Here is a 14,063-nt window from a genome sequence, read left to right as displayed (position 1 = left end):
GATCTCAGTTTGAGCGATAAAATGAAGACTTTTGAGGAGGACCATTGCAATGAAAAAGAAAACAAAAATTGTATGTACAATTGGACCAGCGTCTGAGAACGTTGAACAATTAACAGAGCTTATGAATTCAGGAATGAACGTGGCACGTCTTAACTTCTCTCACGGAGATTTCGAGGAGCACGGAGCTCGTATAAATAGTATCCGTGAAGCTGCGAAGCAAACAGGAAATACGGTAGCCATTCTTTTAGACACAAAAGGACCGGAAATCCGTACTGGCAAACTTAAAGAAGGCGAGATCCACCTTGAGAAAGGTTCTGAAATCAATGTATCAATGGATGAAGAGCTTGAAGGTGATGAAAATCGCTTTGCTGTGACGTATCCTGGACTTATCGACGATGTTCACGTTGGAGGAAAAATTCTTTTAGATGATGGATTAGTCGAATTAGAAGTGCTTGAAATATTAAAAGAGCAAAACGAAATTCGTACTCGTATCCTAAACTCTGGACCACTTAAGAATAAAAAAGGCGTAAACGTTCCAAACGTAAGTGTAAGCTTGCCTGGTATTACAGATAAAGACGCAGCTGACATTATTTTCGGTATTGAACAAGGCGTAGACTTTATCGCGGCATCATTTGTTCGTCGTGCATCAGATGTTCTTGAAATCCGTGAACTACTAGAAAAACATGACGCTAATCACATTCAAATCATTCCAAAGATTGAAAACCAAGAAGGCGTAGACAATATCAAAGAAATTCTAGAAGTCAGTGACGGTCTTATGGTTGCACGTGGTGACCTAGGTGTAGAAATTCCTGCCGAAGAGGTACCTCTTGTACAGAAAGAACTAATCCGTCAATGTAATACAGCTGGTAAGCCAGTTATCACTGCTACACAAATGCTTGATTCTATGCAACGTAACCCACGTCCTACACGCGCAGAAGCAAGTGACGTAGCTAACGCGATTTTTGATGGAACAGATGCAATCATGCTTAGTGGCGAAACAGCTGCAGGTAGCTACCCAGTAGAAGCTGTAACGACAATGAATAACATTGCGTTACGCGCCGAATCTGCAATCGATCACCAAATGATCTTGAGTAATCTTTCTCGTACAAGCGATATGACGATTACTGACGCTATTAGCCAATCTGTTACTCATACAGCAATGAACTTAGATGTAGCTGCCATCTTAACTCCAACAGAAAGTGGCTACACGGCTAAAATGATCTCTAAATATCGTCCAAAAGCTCCGCTTGTAGCCGTTACTTCTGACGAGCGCGTTCAGCGCATGCTTTCTCTTGTATGGGGAGTTCATGCTGTATTAGGCGATCGTTCTGAGTCTACAGATGACATGCTGACAAAAGCGATCGATAACGGTCTTAAGACTGGTGCGTTCAACCGTGGTGACCGCGTAATTATCACTGCAGGTGTACCAGTTGGTGAAAGTGGTACAACAAACCTTATGAAAGTTCACGTAGTAGGTGATGTTGTAACGAAAGGTCAAGGAATTGGAAAGAAATCTGCTTTCGGTAAAGTAGTTGTTGCCAAAACAGCAGAAGAGGCAAACAGCAAAGTGGAAGAAGGAGACATCCTTGTTACAATTGGCACAGACAAAGAAATGATGCCTGCAATTGAGAAAGCAAGCGGTCTTGTTACTCAAGAAGGTGGACTTACTTCTCACGCAGCTGTAGTCGGCTTAAGCTTAGGGATTCCAGTTATCGTTGGAGTTTCCGAGGCGACTACGATTGTGAGCGATGGAGATGAAATTACAATTGATTCTGCGCGCGGCGACATCTATCAAGGTCACGCTAGCGTACTATAAGATAAAACTATAGAGACCCGGGTTTCCTGGGTCTCTTTTTGTTATTGTATTAGCTATTACCATTCGAGATCAGTTTCTATGATCGATAGGAAGAATGATGATGTTAGGAATACAATTGGTTTTCATGTATAATAAAGATAAAGTTTAAGTTCTAGGTGAAAGGGAGATTTTTGTGTTTCGATGGCTTTTACTATTTATATTAGTTGTACCTGCACTTGAGATTGGTGTCCTTGTTTGGGCTGGCAATCTTGTTGGGCCTTGGTGGGTCATCCTGCTTATTATTGCTACAGGGATACTTGGTGCATTTCTAGCCAAAAAGCAAGGGGTGGAAACGCTCAATCGAGCAAGAGATAACGTTCAAAGAGGTATCGTTCCACAGGAAGAGATCTTTGATGGAATCTGTATATTAATTGGTGCTGTTGTCTTATTTACTCCAGGTTTTATAACGGATGCAGTAGGCTTTACTCTTCTTCTCCCAATCACTCGTACACCATTAAAACGCTCATTGCAAAAAGCGGTGAAGCGTATGATGGAGAATGGGACAATTACAATCTTTAGAAGATAAAGAATGAATGGGAATTTAATAGATATGTTAAAAAGTCCAGGGGCTGACTCTGGACTTTTTGTCATTTTATTTATTCTATACTAGGAAGAAGTCGTTTTCCCGATTATATAAGCCCATATTTCCTTGAAAACACCGCTTTGATGCAGAGTGTTTACCATGACAAGTGAAACGGGTCCTATAATCAATCCTAAAAACCCAAAAAGTTGAAAACCTACAAATAAAGCCATTAATGTAGCAAGAGGGTCTAAGCCGATATTTGTAGATAGAACTTTTGGCTCCATCATTTGTCGCTGTACAATAACAATAGTGTATAAGATAGATAAACCAATGGTTAAGAAGTAATTTCCAGTGAAGAACATATATACGATCCATGGCACAAATACAAAACCTGTACCCAAATAAGGTAATAGATCAACAGCGCCCGTTAGTATGGCTATTGTTACCGCATATTCTACGCGTAGAATAAGAAGGCCAATGAGCACGATGAAGGCTGTAATGGATATGAGTGTGAATTGAGCTTTAATAAAGCCTAATAGAGCCTTTTGGAGGCCACTAAAAACGCTCGCGCTTGATTGTGCTACTTTAGAAGGGGTGAGTTTTTTTATTCGTAGGGAAAGCTTATACCAGTCCTTACTGATAAAGAACGTCCCGAGCAAAGAAAAAATTAATACGGTAGCAAAGTTCGGTAGTTTTTTTAGGTAAGATGGAATGGCATTTAATATATCGCCAAGCAATTCTGCCCCACTTTGAGCGATGTTGGCTCCCACGTTTTGAATTTGTATGATGATCTCTTGTTGTTGGGAGGCGTCTAATGTATTCATGATAGAAGTTATTCTTTCGTATAACGGAATCATCTTATAGGTGAGAAGGTTTTCAAGATATGAAATTAAAGTTCTGAAATGTTCTGGAAGTTGCGTTCCTAAATAAGTAAAACCATCAATAAGTTCAACGACAAGTAGTGTTATGACACCAATGATTGCGCCTAACAAAAGCATAATAGCGATAAAGACTGCTAAACTTCTGGGAGCATGCGTTCTGTTCTCTAAAATATTAACTAAAGGATTAATTAAATAGGCAATAGTTAAAGCAATAATAAAAGGGTAGAGGTAGGTCCATAATAATATTGTTATAAATAAACTTGCGGCCACTATAACCCCAACTAGCATGCTTCTTATCATACGTGACAGTAAAAGCCAGGCATGGTCCTTGTCCATTTCTCTCACTTGCCTCCTTTAAAGCGAATTAAGACTGTTTATGTGCAAACGGAACACTTTGTTCAATTCAATAGGGGTGTGGTAAGATTACATTTGGTTTTTGCTGAAAAGTAATTTTGGAGGGGAACAAATGGTTATATCACAGTCTACTATTTTCTTACTTATATTATTCTTATTAGGACTCATTGGAAAAAATCAATCTATAATGATTGCCGTGTATGTATTAGCTGGATTGAAGCTGTTTAAGTTAGATGAGAAGGTCTTTCCGTTCTTTGAATCAAAAGGAATGAGCATCGGCGTTACGATTATTACCATTTCTGTTTTAATCCCTATCGCTACAGGAGAAATCGGCTTTAAAGAGCTTGCTGGGAGCGTAAAGTCCTATTACGCATGGATCTGTTTAGGGGCAGGTATGTTTGTGGCTTTTATAGCCCGTGATGGTTTAAGTTTGCTAGCTAGTGACCCGCAATTAACTACTGCGTTAATTATCGGAACGATTCTAGCTGTCGTTTTCTTCAATGGAGTGGCTGTGGGGCCACTTATTGGTGCCGGTATAGCGTATATGGCCATGAGGTTAGTTGATAGCATTGTTAAATTATTCTAATAAACGGTATCGTTCAGGAAGTTCTTGTGCACCAAGAACTTCCTTTTTTAAGTAGAATGAATGTGCAATGCTTTGTTAGGATTTTTTGTTTCTGGAGAATAAAAAAGTAGAAATATAAGGAAAATAGACGTTTTAACCACCTGATCTGGAGGAATTATTACCATATCCGTTATAGATTTTTTCAGAAAATTAAACGGTTTCATTTCACAAAAATCTGATATTTGTTTATAATTGTTTATGGGGATGATATCCTGAAAATTTTTTAATAAATATGTTAAGCGTTTTCTCGGGTTTACATAGAGAACGTATACGGGGAAAAATTAGGGAAAAAGGAGAGAGTATCAATGGCAGCTACTAAAGGTTTAGAAGGGATTATTGCAACGGAATCCTCTATTAGTTCAATTATTGATGACAAGCTTACCTATGTGGGGTATAACATTGATGATTTAGCTCAGAACTCTAGTTTCGAAGAGGTTATTTATCTTCTTTGGAATAAGCAGTTACCGACTAAGAGTGAGCTAGATTATTTAAAGGGTGAGTTAAATAGAGAGATGGCGATTCCTCAATCCGTAATCGACCATTTGAAATCATATGACCTGAAATCGGTTCATCCTATGGCAGCATTGCGCACAGCTGTTTCAATTTTAGGTTTAAATGATGAAGAATCAGATGTGATGGAAGAGAACGCGAATAAGCGTAAAGCGATCCGCATACAGGCTAAAATGCCGGCAGTCGTAACCGCTTTTGCTCGGATCAGAAGAGGACAAGAGCCTGTGCAGCCTAAAGAAGGCTTAAGTTTTGCAGCTAACTTCTTGTATATGCTAAATGGTGAAGAGCCAAAAGATTTAGAAATTGAAGCGATCAACAAAGCACTTGTCCTTCATGCTGACCATGAGTTAAACGCTTCTACTTTCACAGCTCGTGTATGTGTAGCAACACTTTCTGATATTTATAGCGGAATTACAGCAGCGATTGGTGCTTTAAAAGGCCCATTACACGGTGGGGCGAATGAACGAGTGATGAAAATGTTAACAGAGATTGGCGATGAAGATCGTGCAATCGATGCTATTAAAGAGAAGCTTGAAAATAAAGAAAAGATTATGGGTATGGGGCACCGAGTATATGAGAATGGTGATCCACGTGCGAAACACCTAAAAGAAATGTCACGTGAACTTACTGAACTTACAGGTAATTCTAAGTGGTATAACATGTCTGTAAAAATCGAAGATTATATTAAAGAGCACAAAGGGCTTCCGGCAAATGTAGATTTCTATTCAGCATCTGTTTATCATAGCCTTGGAATTGATCATGACCTATTTACGCCTTTATTTGCCGTGAGTCGTGCGTCAGGTTGGTTGGCACACATTTTAGAGCAGTATGAAGACAATCGCCTGATTCGTCCGCGTGCTGATTATACAGGTCCAACGGGTCAAACGTATACAGCAATTGAAAATCGCTAATCTATGAAACTAGCATAAGGGGCGGCTTAGAGAGGTTATCCTCATTTAAGTCTACCCTTTTGGATTTTTTACTCTTTGATTATAGAATTCCTGTGATATGATTATAGTGAGAATATTTGCAAAGATTTAGGAGGGGTTATCAGTGACACAAGCTGAAAAAATTACAGTAGAAAATGGCGAAATGAACGTACCAAACCATGCAATCATTCCATACATTGAAGGTGATGGAATCGGGCCAGATATTTGGGCTGCTGCGAGTAAGGTAATTGAAGCGGCTGTTCAAAAAGCATACGGAGACAGCAAATCAATCGAATGGAAAGAAGTTTACGCAGGTCAAAAAGCTTACGACAAAACTGGCGAGTGGCTTCCTAAAGAAACGCTTGATACAATCCGTGATTACAAAATAGCGATCAAGGGTCCTCTAACAACACCAATTGGTGGGGGAATCCGTTCCTTAAACGTTGCTCTTCGTCAGGAATTAGACTTGTTTACTTGTCTTCGTCCTGTACGTTGGTTTGAAGGTGTACCATCACCTGTTAAGCGTCCACAAGATACGGATATGGCTATTTTCCGTGAAAACACGGAAGACATTTATGCAGGTATTGAGTGGCAAAAAGGAACGCCTGAAGCGAAAAAAGTAATTGATTTTCTACAGAATGAAATGGGCGTACATAATATTCGTTTCCCTGAAACGTCTGGAATTGGCGTTAAACCAGTTTCTGAAGAAGGAACTAAGCGTCTAGTACGCTCTGCGATTGAGTATGCTCTTCGCGAAGGTCGTCGTAATGTAACGCTTGTTCACAAAGGGAATATAATGAAGTTTACAGAAGGCGCATTTAAAGCATGGGGTTATGAAGTCGCTGAACAAGAATTTGGCGATAAAGTCTTCACTTGGAGACAATATGACGAGATTGTTGAGAAAGAAGGCAAAGAAGCTGCTAACAAGGCACAGGATGCCGCTGAAGCTGAAGGCAAAATCATTGTAAAAGATGCGATTGCTGATATCTTCTTACAACAAATTTTAACTCGTCCAAAAGAGTTTGATGTGGTAGCAACAATGAATCTTAATGGTGATTACGTTTCTGATGCGCTTGCTGCACAAGTTGGGGGAATTGGAATTGCTCCAGGTGCAAACATTAACTTTGAAACTGGACATGCAATCTTTGAAGCTACACACGGAACGGCTCCAAAGTATGCGGGCATGGATAAAGTTAATCCATCTTCTGTTATCCTTTCTGGTGTACTTATGCTTGAACACCTTGAGTGGAGAGAAGCGGCAGACTTAATTACAAATTCAATGGATAAAACAATTGGTAACAAAACAGTCACATACGACTTTGCTCGTATGATGGATGGTGCTACTGAAGTGAAGTGTTCTGAATTCGGTGATGCACTTATCAAAAACATGGACTAATCTTAGTATTGGAAGGGGATTAATATGGCCATTCAAAGAAGAAAAGTATCCGTTATTGGTGCTGGCTTCACTGGAGCAACAACAGCCCTTATGATCGCACAGAAAGAGCTGGCAGACGTAGTGCTTGTAGATGTGCCTGATATGGAAAAGCCAACTCAAGGAAAAGCGTTGGATATGCTAGAGGCTAGCCCTGTACAAGGTTTTGATTCTGATATTAAAGGGACTTCTAATTATGAAGATACTGCTGGTTCAGATCTTGTTATTATCACCGCTGGAATTGCTCGTAAACCAGGAATGAGTCGTGATGATTTAGTAGCTACTAATTCAAAAATCATGAAAAGTGTAACGAAAGAAATTGTACATCATTCTCCTGAAACGACCATTCTTGTGTTAACAAACCCAGTCGATGCCATGACGTATTCTGTCTTTAAAGAGTCCGGCTTCCCTAAACACCGTGTTATTGGACAAAGTGGTGTTTTAGATACAGCGCGTTTCCGTACATTCATTGCACAAGAGCTAAATTTATCAGTAAAAGATATTACAGGCTTTGTGCTCGGCGGACACGGAGATGATATGGTTCCACTTATCCGCTATTCCTATGCAGGTGGTATCCCCTTAGAGAAGTTAATTTCGTCAGACCGTCTTGAAGAAATTGTGGAACGTACCCGCAAAGGTGGCGGAGAAATCGTTGGGCTATTAGGGAATGGAAGTGCTTATTATGCACCTGCAGCTTCCCTGACAGAAATGGCAGAAGCTATTTTAAAAGACCAGCGCCGTGTATTACCTGCTATTGCCTACCTTGAAGGAGAGTACGGATACAAAGATATCTATCTTGGTGTGCCGACAATCCTTGGTGGTAATGGAATTGAAGAAATTATTGAACTTGACTTAACAGATGATGAAAAAGCTCAGTTAGACCAATCTGCTGACTCTGTTAAAAAAGTCATGGAAGTAGTACAATAAAAGTACCATCACGAGAAGCTGTCCTCATAAAAGGGCAGCTTTTCTATAAACACATAAGAAAACGCTTACATTTTGGAGGTGGAAATATTGCTTGATAAACGAAGAAAGCTAGGTAAAAAAATAGGAGATGTAGCGGTAGGAGAAGACTATTCAAAAACGATGTCGATTGAAGATAAAGATATTCTACTTTACTTGGGTTTAACAAATGATGCCAATCCTTTGTACATTCAACATGATTATGCTTCACAGACTCCTTATAAGCGTCCTCTAGTTCCATCAGTTATGCTATATGGTATGGTGTCTTCCCTTGTTTCCTCTCACTTACCTGGGCCAGGAAGTCATATTACAGAGCAAGTGCTCCAATACCCAACGCCTTTATACCACTATTCAGAAGTTACTCTTACAATCAAGGTTTTAGAAGTAAACAATGCTCAACATCAGATAAGCCTGTCTGTAAATGGAGTAAATGAAGCAGGAGAAGAAGTCATAACTGGAACGGTTCAAGTCACACCAGCGTATGAACCAGAATCCATGACAGCTCGCTCACTAGAAAATTTCTATTAATCCTCTTCTCAACAAGCCCCTTCCTAACAAGAAGGGGCTTTTTAGTTCGCTCCGTTAAATCTTAATGTGGTTAGTCTATTGATAGGAGGTTCCAGAATAGGGCGGGTTTTTGAAGACGACCGAGTTCCGTTAGCGTTGTTAGAGCGTGAGGTGGTTCGGGAAATCACTCGCTTTCCGCGGCCCCACACGACCAGGGGCGTTCGACGTTGGCGATTGACGTGAAGGTCTTAGTCGAACTTTCTTCCTTCACTAATGAGGCTCATACTGCCGCAGGAGTCTCGTAATTTCCCGGACCACCTCTCCTGTATATGATGTAACGGAACCATGCCATATGTGAAAACCTCGCTTATCTTACCCTTAAGATGTGGGGCCGTTCTACAACTTCTGGTATGGGGTGTCTGGGGAACGGGGAGACTCCTGCGGGAGAAAGAGGTCGACGAGACCCCGCAGGGTGGGTTTCCCGAGGAGGCTCTAAAAAGAAAGAGGAAGCTCGACTAAAACCGTCACGTCCTGTGACAACGTCGAACGACCCCACATCGTGTGGGGCCGCCCGCGGAAAGCGAGTCGTTCCCCAGACACCCCGAGCACTCAACAAACGTAACGGCCATATCTACACTAAAGTGTCTCAGCTTGTAGCGTTCCATATGCTTATATGGAATAAAATAGCGTAAGCATAAATGGATAACAATGACGATTCGGTAGAAAAGATGTAAATTTAAAGGTAGTAGGGTAAAGTAATTGTTAAGTTCTTGTAAAGAAAGCCCTGAACCTTACAAATATTCTTTTATTAAAACTGCCGTTCATTGTATGATGAAGATAGAAAAAGAAGCAGAGGTGGATACGAGATGGCTCAAAATATATTAATTGTGGATGATGAAGAATCTATTGTAACATTATTAAAATACAACATTGAACAATCTGGATTTGAAACAGAAGTAGCTTATACTGGTGCAGATGCACTGGAAAAAGCTAATGAACAGTTCTTTGACCTTATTGTTCTAGATGTCATGCTTCCTGAAATGGATGGAATGGAAGTTTGTAAGCAACTCAGACAGAAACAAGTACACACGCCGATTCTTATGTTAACCGCTAAAGATGATGAGTTTGATAAAGTACTTGGTCTAGAATTAGGGGCTGATGACTATTTAACAAAGCCTTTTAGTCCTAGAGAAGTTGTAGCACGAATTAAAGCAATATTAAGACGATCCACTATTCGAGAGTCTAACGATCTTGAAGGAGACCTTATTCAAATTGCTGATTTGAAAGTGTTTCAAGAGCAATATGAGGCAACAGTTAAGGGTGAATCTCTTATTCTGACGCCAAAGGAATTTGAGCTTTTACTATATTTGGCCAAAAATAAAGGTCGTGTCCTTTCCCGTGATCAACTACTTAGCGCCGTTTGGAACTATGATTTTGTTGGTGATACACGTATTGTTGATGTTCATATCAGCCACTTAAGGGAGAAGATAGAACCTGATACGAAAAAACCGGTATATATTAAAACAATAAGAGGTCTTGGTTATAAGATGGAGGACCCTTCTAAAGATGCGTAACAATTATGGTTCAAGGCCATTTTTGACCTATTCCATACTAGCCATTCTTCTAATGCTAGGTCTTGGCTTGGTCTTGGCCCAATTAACAAAAAATTTCTTCGTGGATGTAATAGAAGAACGAGTTGAAAACGAAGCCGTATACTTATCAGAATTTGTTGAAGATGCTTCCGATTTAAGTACTCTTGAAGACCTTAGCAAGCAGCTGGATATTGGATTAATCTATCTATCAGAAAAGCAAACACTGTTAAATACCACCCAGCAGGTCCTTCAATTAACCCCAGGGGAAGCGGAAACTGTAAATTCTTATATGAACACTCATCAAGCAGGTTTCAGTACTACGCATAAAGGTTTTTTAAAGGATCATATGTTCTTTTACCCCTTTGAGGCGGATAACAGTTCTTTGAGTGGACAACTTGTCCTTGTCCTTCGTATTGATTCGTTAACTCACATAACGAGCAACATATGGGTCCTTATAGGAATAACCTTGTTCGTTGGTATCCTTATCATGGCAACCCTTGGCCGTAATATATTTGAGAAGTATATTAAACCAATACGTTCGGCTTCAAATGTAGCCGATGAATTAGCTAGGGGCAATTACAGGGCTAGAACCTATGAAGGGAATTACGGAGAGGCTGCTATATTAACCTCTTCTATCAATGTGTTAGCGCGTAACCTTCAAGAGATGACCATGCATCAAGAGATGCAAAAGGATCGATTAGAAGCAGTTATTAATAACATGGGGAATGGCCTAATGTTAATTGACGAGAAAGGATACGTAAATCTCGTAAACCGAGCCTTTTTAGAACATTTTGGAGGTCAGGAACAGCAATACTTAGGTCATGTGTATTATGAGGCGGTAGATGAGGTTGAGATTCATAAATCTGTAAAAGAAGTGTTTATGACAGAAGACAAAGTGAGACATTCGTTTATCTTACCCCTTCAAATTGAAAGAAGATTCCTTGAGGTGTTAGGAGCACCAATTTTTAATGAGTCTAATCAGTGGAAAGGTGTAGTCCTTGTTTTTCATGATATTACAGAGTTAAAAAACTTAGAGCAAATGCGTAAAGATTTTGTGGCAAATGTTTCTCATGAATTGAAAACACCAATTACCTCAATTAGAGGATTCTCGGAAACACTTCTAGATGGGGCGATGTCAGATGAAGGGTTACGCGAACAGTTTATCACAATCATTCTAAATGAAAGTGAGAGACTTCAATCGTTAATCCATGATCTTTTAGAGCTATCCAAGTTAGAGAAGGAAGAGTTTACTTTAAATATCGAACATATTTCGGTTCCATCTTTAGTAAAAGATATTATTCCAATTGTTGAGCAACAGGCCAATCAAAAAGGTATTGAGCTTGAGCAAACTATTGATACTGAAGGGTATATTGATGGAGATTCTGCACGATTAAAGCAAGTAGTAATTAATTTAATAACTAACGCTATCAATTACACCCCAAATGGTGGCACTATAAAGCTCGATTTAAAGAATCAAAAGGACTCCTTTATGATCTCTGTTACGGATAGTGGGATTGGCATTCCAAAAGAAGATGTCCCTCGAATATTTGAACGCTTCTATCGCGTTGACAAAGCGCGGAGCCGCAACTCAGGTGGAACAGGTCTTGGTTTAGCTATTGTCAAACACATCGTAGAAGCACATGATGGAAACATTGAAGTAGAAAGTGAATACCAAAAAGGAACAGCCTTTCATATTACACTGCCTAAAAAATTTACGAAACGTTAACATTAAGTTAATTAAATGCAAATAATTCCTTGATATAGTTCTCTATGAAACCCTTTCATCCAAGGTGTTTTCTTACTTGACGGAGGTCAACCCGCCTCCGTCTTTTTTTATACCTTTTTTTCTCTCTCACCCTTTAAAATCCATTTATTTGAAACTTTTGAACTGCTTAGTCGTAAATAGATAGTAAAGAAAATGAAATAGGGGGAGAGATACGAGTGACTCTTAAACAAATCTATACATGGGTTGCTATAGGGGTAGCGGCAATCATTCTAGTTGTAGTCGGGATTACAAGTTGGTATACAGTCGACGAATCAGAACAAGCAGTTATCCTTACGTTTGGTAACGCTGACGAGAGTATAACAGAGCCTGGGCTGCATTTTAAAATGCCTTGGCCAGTCCAAGAAGTAGAGAAGCTTTCAAAAGAAACGTTTAGCTTGAACTTTGGATACTCACAAGATGATAAAAGCAATAAAAAACAAGTGCAAATGATTACAGGGGATGAAAACATTGTTCTCGCTGATCTAGTAGTTCAGTGGAAGATTGTAGACCCAGCCAAATATTTGTACCAATCTCAAGACCCTGAACTAGCGTTAAATAACGCCACTTCTGCATCCTTAAGAAGTGTAATTGGAACTTCAGAAATTGATGAAGCGTTAACATCAGGTAAAGCAGAAATAGAAAATGAAGTGCGTGAAATGCTAATAGGATTAGTTGAAAATTATAATATTGGGATATCCGTCAGTGATGTGAAGCTTCAGGAAGTAGACCTTCCGGATGCAGATGTGCGGACAGCTTTCACAAAAGTAACGGACGCTCGCGAAACTAGTAATACGAAACGGAATGAAGCAGAGAAATATAGAAATGAAAAATACGAAGAAGCTCTAGGTGAAAAAGATGCGATTATTACTCGTGCAGAAGGGGATAAAGTAGCTCGAATTGAACAAGCCAAAGGGGATGTAGCAAAGTTCAATGCTTTATATGAAGCTTTTAGTAAATCTCCAAATATTACGAGAGAGCGATTAGTTATTGAAACGTTAGAAGATGTTCTGCCAAAGGCTAATATTTATATCATGAATGATGATGGAAATACGCTTAAGTACTTACCAATCGGACAACAACAAGCACCACAGCCTGCTCCGACACAAGGGGGTTCGAACGACGATGAGTGATGAGAACGTAATAGAGACAGGGAACGAAACAAACTCTAACTATATAAAGCGTATGATTAAAATAGGTCTAAGCTTACTGATACTAGTCTTGTTGCTAGTTGGATTTATAAGTAGTGTGATGATTGTTAAAGAAGGGGAGTATAAAGTTGTTCGTCAATTCGGTGAGATTGTAAGAATTGAGAAAGAGCCAGGTCTGAAATTTAAAGTTCCACTTATTCAAAGTGCCAGTACCCTTCCAAAAAAGAAGATGGTTTATGATGTTAATGAAAAGGAGATCAACACGCTTGATAAAAAGCGAATGATTATTGACAACTATGCGATCTGGCATATCGTTGACCCAGATAAAATGATTAACAATGCAAGAACGATGATTGGGGCTGAAGCCCGGATGGGGGAATTTATCTTTTCAGTCATCCGTACAGAGCTTGGTCAGATGAACTATGAAGAAATAATAAACGATGAGCAGTCATCTAGAGGAGATTTACACAAACGGATTACTGAAAGAGTAAACCAACTGCTAGCACGCGACGAGTTCGGTATTCGGGTAGATGATGTACGTATTAAGAGAACGGATTTACCAGATGAGAACGAAAAAACGGTGTTTCGTAACATGATATCAGAACGAGAGTCAAAAGCTCAGGAATATTTATCTAAAGGGGAAGCTGCGAAAAATCGTATTATTGCTCAAACAGATAGAGAAGTAACAGAAATGCTCTCAAAAGCTGAAGCTGAAGCGGCCCAGATTAGAGCTGAAGGAGAACAAGAAGCAGCTAAAGTATACAACGAATCATTTTCAAAGGACGAATCCTTTTATCAATTGTATCGTACATTAGAATCCTATAAGAAAACGATTGATGGAGAAACAACGATCATTCTTCCGCAAGATTCTCCGTATGCACGAAGTTTAACTGGTTATTTTGATTAATAAAAAGGCGACTTTTTCCTTCTATTATGGAACATGATAGAATAAAGGAAACAAGTCGCCTTTTCTCATGGA

12 protein-coding genes are annotated in these 14,063 nt (G+C 39.5%); 11 read left to right on the top strand and 1 reads right to left on the bottom strand.

Going from position 1 to position 14,063, the window contains the following annotated elements; genetic code table 11:
* Window positions 1-49: 49 nt before the first annotated feature.
* Window positions 50-1,816: a pyruvate kinase gene (gene pyk, locus ACYX4O_RS15340; RefSeq protein WP_476351934.1), complete on the top strand. Its 1,767-nt coding sequence runs from the start codon at window positions 50-52 to the stop codon at window positions 1,814-1,816.
* 172 nt (window positions 1,817-1,988) lie between these two features.
* Complete coding sequence (locus ACYX4O_RS15335) at window positions 1,989-2,381, top strand: FxsA family protein (RefSeq protein ID WP_476351932.1); 393 nt, start codon at window positions 1,989-1,991, stop codon at window positions 2,379-2,381.
* An 80-nt stretch (window positions 2,382-2,461) separates the two neighbouring features.
* Here the strand turns inward: ACYX4O_RS15335 and ytvI are convergent, their stop codons facing one another.
* On the bottom strand, window positions 2,462-3,595 hold the full coding sequence (gene ytvI, locus ACYX4O_RS15330; RefSeq protein ID WP_476351930.1) for a sporulation integral membrane protein YtvI: 1,134 nt from the start codon (window positions 3,593-3,595) through the stop codon (window positions 2,462-2,464).
* 130 nt (window positions 3,596-3,725) lie between these two features.
* On the opposite strand from ytvI, the gene ACYX4O_RS15325 reads away from it, so the two are divergent.
* The 9 genes from ACYX4O_RS15325 to hflC all read left to right on the top strand — a co-directional run bounded on the left by ACYX4O_RS15325 (window position 3,726) and on the right by hflC (window position 13,991).
* Entirely contained in the window at window positions 3,726-4,199 is a 474-nt protein-coding gene (locus ACYX4O_RS15325; protein ID WP_476351929.1) for a DUF441 domain-containing protein, read from the top strand.
* A gap of 344 nt (window positions 4,200-4,543) precedes the next feature.
* The gene (gene citZ, locus ACYX4O_RS15320) at window positions 4,544-5,659 is read left to right on the top strand and encodes a citrate synthase (RefSeq protein WP_476351927.1); all 1,116 of its coding nucleotides are present in this window, start codon (window positions 4,544-4,546) and stop codon (window positions 5,657-5,659) included.
* A 142-nt stretch (window positions 5,660-5,801) separates the two neighbouring features.
* Complete coding sequence (gene icd / locus ACYX4O_RS15315; protein WP_476351925.1) at window positions 5,802-7,073, top strand: NADP-dependent isocitrate dehydrogenase; 1,272 nt, start codon at window positions 5,802-5,804, stop codon at window positions 7,071-7,073.
* 24 nt (window positions 7,074-7,097) lie between these two features.
* A complete protein-coding gene (gene mdh, locus ACYX4O_RS15310) occupies window positions 7,098-8,036 on the top strand; it encodes a malate dehydrogenase (protein ID WP_476351923.1) in 939 nt (312 codons plus the stop codon).
* Window positions 8,037-8,114: 78 nt separating this feature from the next.
* A complete protein-coding gene (locus ACYX4O_RS15305) occupies window positions 8,115-8,600 on the top strand; it encodes a MaoC/PaaZ C-terminal domain-containing protein (protein WP_476357156.1) in 486 nt (161 codons plus the stop codon).
* Between the two features lie 845 nt (window positions 8,601-9,445).
* Window positions 9,446-10,153, top strand: coding sequence for a response regulator transcription factor (locus ACYX4O_RS15300; RefSeq protein ID WP_476351921.1), 708 nt, complete (start codon window positions 9,446-9,448; stop codon window positions 10,151-10,153).
* Window positions 10,146-11,897: a two-component system histidine kinase PnpS gene (pnpS, locus tag ACYX4O_RS15295; RefSeq protein ID WP_476351919.1), complete on the top strand. Its 1,752-nt coding sequence runs from the start codon at window positions 10,146-10,148 to the stop codon at window positions 11,895-11,897. The genes ACYX4O_RS15300 and pnpS overlap by 8 nt, the downstream gene beginning before the upstream one ends.
* Before the next feature lie 215 nt (window positions 11,898-12,112).
* Window positions 12,113-13,066 carry an FtsH protease activity modulator HflK gene (hflK, locus tag ACYX4O_RS15290; RefSeq protein ID WP_476351917.1) on the top strand — a complete coding sequence of 318 codons (954 nt, stop codon included), beginning with the start codon at window positions 12,113-12,115 and terminating at the stop codon, window positions 13,064-13,066.
* On the top strand, window positions 13,059-13,991 hold the full coding sequence (gene hflC, locus ACYX4O_RS15285; RefSeq protein ID WP_476351915.1) for a protease modulator HflC: 933 nt from the start codon (window positions 13,059-13,061) through the stop codon (window positions 13,989-13,991). Before hflK ends, hflC begins: the two co-directional genes overlap by 8 nt.
* Window positions 13,992-14,063 lie beyond the last annotated feature (72 nt).

It is taken from the genome of Pontibacillus sp. ABV4_188 (genome assembly GCF_056311905.1).
The sequence above is the reverse complement of the archived record's forward strand: the minus strand, read 5'-3'. Positions and strand labels throughout refer to the sequence as shown.